Genomic DNA, 9,884 nt, shown 5'->3' with positions numbered 1-9,884 from the left:
CAAAAACTCTCGAAGAAACAAGCACTTCTGCCACTCATCACCGCCTGCAACGTTGCCCGTCGCCGGCAGCGGATGCGTACTTTACGGATTCTCCGGGGGCGGCGCAAGCCCTGCGGAAAAAAAGATTCGGGGGCGCCGCCTCGCGGCGCCCTGCCGACATCAGCCGCCGATCTCGAGGCGCACCATGCCGGTCCCGCTGCCGAAGCGACTCACCTCGACTCGGTAAGTGCCGGGCTCGAGGTGCTGCGAGATCCGCGAACCGAGCCCCAGGTCGCCGGCATCATCGTTCTGGGCATCGACGCCGTGGCCCGAAAGCCGCAGCATGGTATCCACCGCCGCCGAGGTCGCCTCGACCACCACGGGGCGCGCCTGGCCGATCACCAGCTCATAGGCCAGGCTGCCGCCATCGAGGTCGCCGTAGACGGTCTCGCCGGGGCGCACTTCACCGCCATCGCTGGTCCGCCCCTCGAAGGCCTCCCCTTCGGCCCGCAGGCGGTAGATGCCGCTGCCGCTGTAGCTCTGCGCCTCGACGACATACTCGCCGGGCTGGAGGATGGTGGTGATCAGGGCGTTGCGATCGCCGCCGCTGTCGTCGTCGCTCAGGTCCAGGCCATTGCCGTGCAGGCGCAGCATCGGATCGAAGTCCCGGGAGTCCAGCGCCAGCCGCACCTCGACCGGCTCGTCGATCGCCAGGCGGTAACGGCTCTCGCCGAGGCCGGTCAACTGGCCGCGCAGACTCTCGCCGAGGGCCAGCGCTCCGTCGTTGCGGAACTCGCCGTCGAAGTCCCGGCGGGTCAGCTCGAGGGCATAGTCGCCGACGCCATCGCCATAGCTGTCGACCTCGACACGATAGTCACCGGCCATCAGCACGGTTTCGAGACGGGAATCGGTCCCGCTGCCATCGTCGTCATTGACGATGTCGGCGCCCTCCCCGGTCACCCGCAGCACGGTATCGAAGGTCCGCGAACGCAGCGACAGACCGATCTCGGAGGGGCGGTCGAGGTGCAGGCTGTAGGCATTCGCTGCCGCCCCCTCGAGGGTGCCGCTGAGGCGGTCACCGTCACGCAGCGGCCCGCCGTTGCGCCAGCCTTCGTCCAGGTCGCGACGCTCGGCCATCAGGCGATAGGCCTCGCCGGTGGCGAGGACGCGGCCGGGACAGCTCGCCTCTCCCCCGACGGCGGGGGCATGCTCGGGGCGCAGGCGCACGCGATAGTCCCCGGGCTCGAGATAGGCCTCGAGGCGCAGCTCGCCGGCCGCACAGGCATGCGCCGATTGCGAGACGCCGTTGCCCTCCAGCTGCAGGCCGAGGTCCTCGACGCCGCTCAGCGACAGTGAGAGCAGCGCCGGCCCGTCGAGGCGGATGGGGTACTCGGTCTCGCCCCCGTCCAGGCGCCCGATCAGCGCACGACCCGGCACCAGTTCCTTCTGGGCCCCTATCGGCTCCGCGGTGAGCCGATAGGGGCCGAAGGCGCCATGACCACGGCCATTGACCACCACCAGCGTACAGGCGTCGCCCACCGCCGCGGCCAGCAGGGTCAGCGTCCCGGCCTCGGGGCCGCCCCGGGCGCTCCCCAGCCACTGCCCCTGGGCGTCGAAGGCGGACAGCTCGGCCGCAAAGGGCGCCTCGAGGACATAGGACTGGCCCTGGCCATCGGGCGAGCCGGCACACAGCCAGTGCGCCGAGTAGCGGGTGCCGTTGTTGAGGTTGACGGGGCTCGCCGTGGTGAGCTCGCCCTGGATCTCGCTGCCGAGCGTCGCCTCGGGGGCGCTGACGAAACGCGCCTCCCCGTCGCCGCACCCCGCCAGCAACGCCAGCCCGGCGAGACCGACCATCACACGCCCCTGGCGAACGGTCCGCCGGCGCGACCTCCCTGACTCCTGGATATGCACGTCATGTCTCCCTACATGTGGTTGCGAGAGCCCGGCCTTCCTGCGCCGGGGTCAACCGCACTATAGCGAAAACCATGACGCTTGGCGCCGGCGCCCTAGGCGTGGCGCACCAGCACCACCAGCTCGCGGGGGCCATGCACCCCGTAGGCCAGGGTCTGCTCGATATCGGCGGTCTTGCTGGGGCCGGACACCAGCAGGGCGTTGGTGGGCATCCCCGCGGCCCAGTCGTGGCGGGCCATGACGTCGTGGAGGGTATCCTCGAGGGACTCGGCATCCAGCACGGCGATATGGATCGGCGGCACCAGGCTCAGCAGGCGGGGCTCGTCCGGGGTGGGCCAGAGCCACAGGCTGCCGGTCTCGGCGATGCCCCCGCCGGTCGAAGTCAGGCCGGCGCCCACGCTCTCGAACTGCTCGCGCTGCCAGGTCTCGATGTCCCGATCGGCCGCGACCAGCTCGACGTCGCCCCCGGCGAGGGCCTCGCGCGCCGCCGCCGCCACCGGATGCTCGCGACCCAGCGCCAGCCGTTGCACGCCCTTGTCGCGCAGCACCTCGGCGAGGGCCTCGGTCCAGTCGTCGCGCCCCACATGGATCACCTCGCCATGCACGGAGCCGATCCAGCGCTCGAAGCGCTCGAGGCGCTCCTGTGCCGTCCAGCCACGGCCCGTCATCACGGCGAAGTCGCTCTCGGGGGCCTCGAGGGGGCCGTCGGTCCGCTCACGCAGTCGCTTCAGGATGGCCTCGCGCGCACTCATGCGTCTTTCTCCTCTGCCGCCTGGCGGGCACGGCGCTGCTTGAGCAGGCCGTGCAGGGTGGTCTTCGCCGGCTTCGGCGCGGTGCGATAGTCGGTCCAGGGCCCCAGATGGGCCGGCGTCAGGCCACGCAGCCTGCCGGCCATGGCGGTGCCGCTGCGCCAGAGACCGGGGTGGGTGGCCAGCCACTGCCAGCCCTTCCAGGCCGCCAGCTCCTTGCGCGAGCGCTTGACGCCGGCACCGCGCACGTTGCCACGCCCCTCGCCGACCGACTCGCGGCGCAACCGCACCAACAGGTCGGGGATCGGGATCTTCACCGGGCAGACCTCGCCGCAGGCCCCGCACAGGCTCGAGGCGGTGGGCAGGTCCCTGGTCGACTCCAGGCCCTCCAGGTGGGGCATCAGGATACTGCCGATGGGCCCCGGATAGGTGGTCCCGTAGCTGTGCCCGCCGACCCGGGTGTACACCGGGCAATGGTTCATGCAGGCCCCGCAGCGGATGCAGCGCAGGGTGTCGAGCAGCTGATCGTCCTGGTAGATGTTGGAGCGACCGTTGTCGACCAGCACCAGATGCACTTCTTCCGGGCCGTCGTGCTCGCCGGGGCGGCGGGGCCCGCTGATCATGTTGAAGTAGGTGGTGACGTGCTGGCCGGTGGCCGAGCGGGTGAGCAGCGAGTAGAGGGGCGCCACGTCGCGCAGGTGCTCGACGACTTTCTCGATGCCGGTCACGGCGATGTGCACCGGCGGCACCGTGGTGGTCATGCGACCGTTGCCCTCGTTCTCCACCAGGCACAGGGTGCCGGTCTCGGCCACCGCGAAGTTGACGCCGGACACCCCCACGTCGGCGGCCATGAAGCGCTCGCGCAGCTGGAGGCGGGCCGCGGCGGTCATGGCGTCGACGTCCCGGGTACGCTCGATGCCGGTCTTGTCGTGCATGATGCCGGCGATCTCGTCGGTGTTGAGGTGGATCGCCGGCATGATGATGTGCGACGGCGTCTGCTCGTTGAGCTGCACCAGGTACTCGCCGAGGTCGGACTCCAGCGCGGCGATGCCGGCCGCCTCCAGGTGGGCATTGAGGTGCATCTCCTCGGAGACCATCGACTTGCCCTTGATCACCGACGTCGCCTCGCGGGCCTCGCAGAGCTCGCGGATGATGCGGCAGGCCTGCTCACCGTCCTCCGCCCAGTGCACGCGGATGCCGTTGGCCTGGCAGTTGGCCTCGAGCCGTTCCAGTAAGTCGGGCAGTTTGGCCAGGGCGCGCAGGCGGATACTGGCCCCCAGCTCGCGCAGCGTCTCCAGGTCCCAGTCGTCGAAACTGTCCCGACGCTTGCTCATCAGCCCGTCCATGGCCTTGCGGAAGTTGGCCCGGATCTGCGGGTTCTCCAGGGCCTCGTGGGCCTGGCGATGGAAGGCGGCGGGGGTGTAGGTCTGTACACTCATGACGTCCTCTGCCACAGGTAGCTGGCGATATGCTCGCCGCGCACGGCACCCTGCCGATGCTCGAGGCGCCCGGCGATGTTCATCAGGCAGCCGCAGTCGGAGGTGACGAAATGCTCGGCACCGGTTGCCTCGATCGCCCGGCTCTTGTCCTCGACCATGGCGGCCGATACCTCGGGGTGACGCACCGCGAAGGTGCCGCCGAAGCCGCAGCACTCGGTTGCCCGGGCCGGCTCCACCAGCTCCACGCCCTCGAGCCGCCCCAGCAGCGCCGGGCCGGTCGCGGCCAGCCCCATCTCGCGCCGAGCGCTGCAGGAGGTATGCATGGCCACCTTCTCCGGGCCCCCGCGGTCAGCGAGGCGCAGGTGACAGACATGCACCAGGAACTCGGTCAGCTCGAATACCCGGTCGGCCACTTCCCTGGCCTGCGCCTCCCGCTCGGTTCCGGCGAAGAGGTCGGGGTAGTGGACCCGCATCATGCCGCCGCAGGAGCCGGAGGGCACGATGATCGGCCAGGGCCCGGGGAAGAGGTCCAGCTGGGTCGCGGCGACGGCTCGCGCCTCGTCCTGGTAGCCCGAGGTGTAGGCCGGCTGGCCGCAGCAGGTCTGATCTTCGGGGAAGATCACCTCGATGCCCTCCCGCTCCAGCAGGCGAATGCCGTCGAGGCCGGCCTGGGGGAAGAAGAGGTCGACCAGGCAGGTGCCATAGAAGTACACCTTGTCGGGCCTGGCAGGGTAGAGCTTGACGGGCGTCATGGTCAGGGTCCTCGGCGCCGGCCGGGTGGCGGGGCGCTGTCTTGATGAGCCTGGGCTGCCGGTGATTGGTAAAACCAATTTACAGCGCAATGTCACCGCACAGTATGAGGCGGCGCCGTGACTGTCAAATTCCGGGCGCCAAGGACACCGCCCAGACGGCTAGACTTTGGTCTATGGCCATCCAGCGTCGGCGGCAACCGGCTGAAGTGGCAGGAAAACCCATCCTCTTCCACGCCCGCCTTCATGACGACATATTGGTAATACCAATTCATCGCCGCTATCATGAGCACCGTGACCCCGTGCCCAGGAAACACCACCATGTCCTATCAATCCCTCCGCCAGCCGCGCCTGGCCGATGTCATCACCGAGCGCCTCGAGGCCCTGATTCTCGAGGGCAGCCTAAAGCCCGGCCAACGGTTGCCGCCGGAGCGTGAGCTCGCCGAACGCTTCGGCGTGTCGCGACCGTCGCTGCGCGAGGCGATCCAGAAGCTCGCCGCCCGCGGCCTGCTGACCAGCCGCCAGGGGGGTGGCACCTTCATCACCGAGGACCTGCACAGCGGCTACAGCGATCCGCTGCTGGAGATGCTGTCCCGTCACGGCGAGTTCCATCTGGACCTGCTGGAGTTCCGTGACGCCATGGAAGGCCTGTCCGCCTACTATGCCGCCTTGCGGGCCACCCCCACCGACAAGGCGGTGCTGATCGAACGCTTCGAGGAGCTGGAGGCTCGCTTCAACGAGCAGGACCCGCCCCGGGAGGCCAAGGCCGATGCCGCCTTCCACCTGGCCATCGCCGAAGCCGCCCACAACGTCATGCTGCTGCACACCATCCGCGGCATCTTCCACCTGCTGGAGAAGAGCATCGTCGACAACCTCGAGCACCTGTTCGCCAAGCCCGATGCCCGCAAGCACCTGATGACCCAGCACCGCGCCCTGCTCGATGCCATCCTCCAGGGCCGTGCCGAGGAGGCCCGCAGCCGGGCCCACGAGCACCTGGTCTATGTGGAGGAGGGCCTGCTCGAGGCGGCACGCGCCGAGACCCGCGCCCAGCGCTCCCTGCGTCGCGCCCAGGCGATGCCCACGGCGAGTCATTGAGCCCATGCCCCACGCCGCACCTGCCTCGAAGCGTCGTCGCCTGATCCGCCTGCTGCTGTGGGGGCTGGGTCTCGCCGGGCTCGCCCTGTGCATGTGGCAGACCGCCCAAGTGGCCCGGGAACAGGCCCTGCAGAGCCTGCGCCAGGATGCCGAGAACGAGCTGCGCCTGTCGGCGGCCGGGCTGACCGGCCACCTGTCGCGCCATGACTACCTGCCGGAGCTGCTGGCCAGCCGCGAGGCGGTCAAGCGCTTCCTCGCGTCGCCGGACAGCCAGGACCCGATGCCGCTGAACCGCCTGCTCGACCGCTTCCGGGCCACCGCCGACGTCTCGGACATCTACCTGCTCGACCACCACGCCGACACCCTGGCCGCCAGCAACTGGCACCGCCCCGACACCTTCATCGGCCAGAACTACCGCTACCGGCGCTATTACCAGGAGGCCATCGCCGGCCGCAATGGCCGCTTCTTCGGCCTGGGGGTGCAGTCCGGGGAGCGGGGCTACTACTTCTCGGCCCCGGTGTGGCTGGACGAGACGGCGCCGGACGCCCGTCCCGACGGGGTGATGGTGCTCAAGGTGCTGCTCAACGCCGTGGAGGACAGCTGGGCCGAGCAGGACGCCGAACTGCTGGTCACCGGCCGGGACGGCGTGATCTTCCTGGCCAGCCAGCCGGCACTGCGACTGACCGCCATGAAGCCGCTCGGCGAGGCGCAGCGCGTGGCCCTGCGGGCCTCGCGGCGCTATGGCGACGAGCCGCTACCGCCCTCCGGCCTGCGCGAGATCGAGCACCGCGACGAGCGCACCCGCCTGGTGGGCTTCGCCCAAGGGCCCCTGGCGGGACAGCCCTATTTCAGCCTGACCCGCCCCATGCCGGCCTTCGACTGGCATATGCACATCCTCAAGCCCCTGACCCCGGTGATCAGCGCCCAGTGGGTCTCGGCGCTGCTGGCCGGCGGCCTCTACGGCCTGGTGGCCCTGGGGGGCGGTATCGGCTGGCAGCGCCTGCGCCTGCGCCGGGAGCGCGAGCGCTTCGCCGAGCGCGAGCGCCGGACCCTGGCGAGGGCCCGCGACGAGCTGGAACGCAACGTGGCCAACCGCACCCGCGACCTGGTGGCCACCAACCGTCGCCTGTCCGACGAGATCGAGGAGCGTCGCCGCGCCGAACAGAGCCTGCGGGAGACCCGCGACGAGCTCGTCCAGGCCGCCAAGCTGGCCGTGCTGGGCCAGCTCGCCGCCGGCATCAACCACGAGCTCAACCAGCCCCTGGCGGCGATCCGCGCCTACGCCGAGAACGCCCGCGCCTTCATCGCCCGCAGCCGCGCCGAGGCCGCCGATGCCAACCTCGGCCAGATCGTCGAGCTCACCGGGCGCATGGCCGAGATCAGCGCCCAGCTGCGTCAGTTCTCCCGCAAGAGCGGCGACACCCTCACCGCGGTCTCGGTGCAGTCCTGTTTCGACTATGCCCTGCGCCTCTTCCAGGCTCGCCTCAGCGAGGGCGCGATCCACATCGAGCGCCGCTGGCCCGAGCAGACGGCCTGGGTGCGCGCCGACCCGGTACGCCTCGAGCAGGTGCTGGTCAACCTGATCGGCAACGCCCTCCAGGCCCTGGCCGAGACGTCGTCTCCGCATCTGACGCTGGCCATCGAGACCACGTCGGAGCGAGTCTCCATCGAGGTGGCGGACAACGGTCCGGGCATCCCCGAGGACCATCTCGCCAGGATCTTCGAGCCCTTCTTCACCACCAAGTCCACCGGCAGCGGCCTGGGGCTGGGGCTGTCGATCTCCGGCCGCATCATCGACGACCTCGGCGGTCGCCTCGAGGCCCGCAACGCCCCTGGCGGCGGTGCCCGCTTCACCATTACCCTTCCCCGGGACAGCGGCCCGGACGGCAAACGGGCGCAAGCCAAGGAGCAGTCACACCATGCATGAGTCCCCGGCCCCTCCGGTGATGATCATCGACGACGAGGCCCACCTGCGCATCACCGCGGGTCAGACCCTGGAGCTGGCCGGCTACGCCCCCCAGCCCTTCGAGAACGCCGAGGCCGCCCTGGCGGCCCTGACGCCGGACTTTCCCGGCGTGGTGGTCAGCGACATCCGCATGCCCGGCATGGACGGCATGGCGCTGCTGCGCGAGGTGCGCAGCCGCGACCCGGACCTGCCGGTGGTGCTGATCACCGGCCATGGCGACATCTCCACCGCCGTGGAGGCCATGCACGAGGGCGCCTGGGACTTCCTGGAGAAACCCTTCGCCGGGGAGCGGCTGGTCGAGGTGGTGCGCCGCGGCACCGAGAAGCGACGACTGAGCCTCGAGAACCGCACCCTCAAGGCCGAGCTGGAGGCGCAGCAGGCGGCCCCGGGGCCACGCCTGGTGGGGCGCACCCCGGCGATCCAGAAGCTGGCCTCCATGGTCCAGCGCATCAGCCAGGTCGAGACCGACGTGCTGCTGTTCGGCGAGACCGGTGCCGGCAAGGACCTGGTCGCCCGTGCCATCCACGAGCGCAGCTCCCGGGGCGGGCGCCCCTTCGTCGCCATCAACTGCGGCGCGGTGCCGGAGAGCACCATCGAGTCGGAGCTCTTCGGCCACGAGAAGGGCGCCTTCACCGGCGCCGTGGAGCGGCGCATCGGCAAGTTCGAGCACGCCGAGGGGGGCACGGTGTTCCTCGACGAGATCGAGTCGATGCCGCTGGCCCTGCAGGTCAAGCTGCTGCGGGTGCTCCAGGAGCGCACCATCGAGCGGTTGGGCTCGAACCAGTCGGTACCGCTGGATATCCGGGTGATCGCCGCCACCAAGGTGGACCTCAAGGCCGCCGCGGAGGCCGGGGACTTCCGCGAGGACCTCTACTACCGGCTCAACGTGGTGACTCTGCCGATCCCGCCGCTGCGCGAGCGCCGCGAGGACATCCCGCTGCTGTTCCAGCACTTCGCGGTGCTGGCCGCCAACCGCAGCGGCCTGGAGGCGCCGCCCCTGGACGCCGCCGGCACCTCGGCGCTGATGGCCCACGACTGGCCGGGCAACGTGCGCGAGCTGCGCAACCTGGCGGAGCGCTACGTGCTGCTCGGGGTGACCTGCGACTACCGGCTGGAGACCCTGCTGGCCGGCGTGGAGAGCGACAGCGGCGAGCTGCCGCTGCCCCAGCAGGTGGAGCTGTTCGAGAAGGGCCTGATCAGCCAGGCCCTGGCCCGCCACCAGGGGCGGGTCAGCGAGGTCTGCGAGGGCCTGGGGCTGCCCCGCAAGACCCTCTACGACAAGCTCAGGAAGCACGGCCTCAAGGCCGAGGACTACCGCCAGATCGCCGAGCCCTGAGACAGCAGTTCGCCCAGCGAGCCCCAGGGGGGCAGCCAGGGCGTGAGGCCGACGGCCAGCAGCAGCATGATCCCGGAGTTCAACGGTTCACGGTAGGCGAACAGCTTGAAGGCGCTGCCGAAGGAGCGCTTGATCCGCGCCCCGGTGAGGTCGACGCTGTACAGCTCGTCGAGCAGCAGGTGGATGCAGCAGCCCAGCACCAGCGCCAGCCCCTGGGCCCAGGCCAGCCCGGCCTCCAGCTCCAGCAGGCGGTAGCTGCCCGCACTGGTGGCCAGCCCGCACAGGCCCGCCGCCAGCAGCGAGTGCCAGATGCCGCGATGCACGGAGAAGTGCTTGAAGACCGGGCTCAGCACGTAACGCACCCCGATGTAGAGGCCACCGCAGGCCACCAGCAGCGCCCCCAGGTTCAGCCAGGGGCTCAGCAGCAGCGCCCCGGCCACCACGACCAGCACCGCCATCACGCTGAAGATCAGCCTCACGGCATGGGAGTGGTCGGAGTCGATGTCCGGCAGGACGCCGCCGAAGGCGACCAGCACCGCCAGCGGCAGGGCCTGGTCGGGGGTCCACAGCTCGGCTCGCCAGCCGGCCAGGGCCAGGAGCACACCGCCCCCCGCGGCGGCACTGATATGGGTGCGGAAATCGGCCATCCCGGGCGCCTCC

8 protein-coding genes are annotated in these 9,884 nt (G+C 70.3%); 3 read left to right on the top strand and 5 right to left on the bottom strand.

Annotated elements, in window-relative coordinates:
- Positions 1-159: 159 nt before the first annotated feature.
- The 4 genes from FHR97_RS08500 to FHR97_RS08485 all read right to left on the bottom strand — a co-directional run bounded on the left by FHR97_RS08500 (position 160) and on the right by FHR97_RS08485 (position 4,830).
- Entirely contained in the window at positions 160-1,833 is a 1,674-nt protein-coding gene (locus FHR97_RS08500) for a hypothetical protein (RefSeq protein ID WP_183383356.1), read from the bottom strand.
- A gap of 152 nt (positions 1,834-1,985) precedes the next feature.
- Positions 1,986-2,642, bottom strand: coding sequence for a LutC/YkgG family protein (locus FHR97_RS08495; RefSeq protein WP_183383355.1), 657 nt, complete (start codon positions 2,640-2,642; stop codon positions 1,986-1,988).
- On the bottom strand, positions 2,639-4,078 hold the full coding sequence (locus FHR97_RS08490) for a LutB/LldF family L-lactate oxidation iron-sulfur protein (protein WP_183383354.1): 1,440 nt from the start codon (positions 4,076-4,078) through the stop codon (positions 2,639-2,641). The genes FHR97_RS08495 and FHR97_RS08490 overlap by 4 nt, the downstream gene beginning before the upstream one ends.
- Complete coding sequence (locus FHR97_RS08485) at positions 4,075-4,830, bottom strand: (Fe-S)-binding protein (protein WP_183383353.1); 756 nt, start codon at positions 4,828-4,830, stop codon at positions 4,075-4,077. The genes FHR97_RS08490 and FHR97_RS08485 overlap by 4 nt, the downstream gene beginning before the upstream one ends.
- Before the next feature lie 318 nt (positions 4,831-5,148).
- Here FHR97_RS08485 and FHR97_RS08480 point away from each other — a divergent pair, with 318 nt between their 5' ends.
- From FHR97_RS08480 to FHR97_RS08470, 3 genes are read left to right on the top strand one after another with little or no spacing between them, the layout of a single operon-like run.
- On the top strand, positions 5,149-5,922 hold the full coding sequence (locus FHR97_RS08480; RefSeq protein WP_183383352.1) for a GntR family transcriptional regulator: 774 nt from the start codon (positions 5,149-5,151) through the stop codon (positions 5,920-5,922).
- Between the two features lie 4 nt (positions 5,923-5,926).
- Positions 5,927-7,849, top strand: a complete 1,923-nt coding sequence (locus FHR97_RS08475) for a sensor histidine kinase (RefSeq protein WP_183383351.1) — start codon at positions 5,927-5,929, stop codon at positions 7,847-7,849.
- Positions 7,842-9,224 (top strand): sigma-54-dependent transcriptional regulator, encoded by a 1,383-nt coding sequence (locus tag FHR97_RS08470; RefSeq protein WP_183383350.1) that lies wholly within the window; start codon positions 7,842-7,844, stop codon positions 9,222-9,224. The genes FHR97_RS08475 and FHR97_RS08470 overlap by 8 nt, the downstream gene beginning before the upstream one ends.
- Here FHR97_RS08470 and FHR97_RS08465 read toward each other — a convergent pair.
- Positions 9,200-9,871 (bottom strand): metal-dependent hydrolase, encoded by a 672-nt coding sequence (locus FHR97_RS08465; RefSeq protein ID WP_183383349.1) that lies wholly within the window; start codon positions 9,869-9,871, stop codon positions 9,200-9,202. The two genes, FHR97_RS08470 and FHR97_RS08465, sit on opposite strands and share 25 nt — an antisense overlap.
- Positions 9,872-9,884: the final 13 nt, after the last annotated feature.

The sequence above is a fragment of the Halomonas stenophila genome, assembly GCF_014192275.1.
Taxonomy (GTDB): Bacteria; Pseudomonadota; Gammaproteobacteria; order Pseudomonadales; family Halomonadaceae; genus Halomonas; species Halomonas stenophila.
The sequence above is the reverse complement of the archived record's forward strand: the minus strand, read 5'-3'. Positions and strand labels throughout refer to the sequence as shown.

Coding starts and splice junctions, on each gene's coding strand:
- FHR97_RS08500 (WP_183383356.1), bottom strand. CDS start 1,833: ATGGTCGGTCTCGCCGGGCTGGCGTTGCTGGCGGGGTGCGGCGACGGG.
- FHR97_RS08495 (WP_183383355.1), bottom strand. CDS start 2,642: ATGAGTGCGCGCGAGGCCATCCTGAAGCGACTGCGTGAGCGGACCGAC.
- FHR97_RS08490 (WP_183383354.1), bottom strand. CDS start 4,078: ATGAGTGTACAGACCTACACCCCCGCCGCCTTCCATCGCCAGGCCCAC.
- FHR97_RS08485 (WP_183383353.1), bottom strand. CDS start 4,830: ATGACGCCCGTCAAGCTCTACCCTGCCAGGCCCGACAAGGTGTACTTC.
- FHR97_RS08480 (WP_183383352.1), top strand. CDS start 5,149: ATGTCCTATCAATCCCTCCGCCAGCCGCGCCTGGCCGATGTCATCACC.
- FHR97_RS08475 (WP_183383351.1), top strand. CDS start 5,927: ATGCCCCACGCCGCACCTGCCTCGAAGCGTCGTCGCCTGATCCGCCTG.
- FHR97_RS08470 (WP_183383350.1), top strand. CDS start 7,842: ATGCATGAGTCCCCGGCCCCTCCGGTGATGATCATCGACGACGAGGCC.
- FHR97_RS08465 (WP_183383349.1), bottom strand. CDS start 9,871: ATGGCCGATTTCCGCACCCATATCAGTGCCGCCGCGGGGGGCGGTGTG.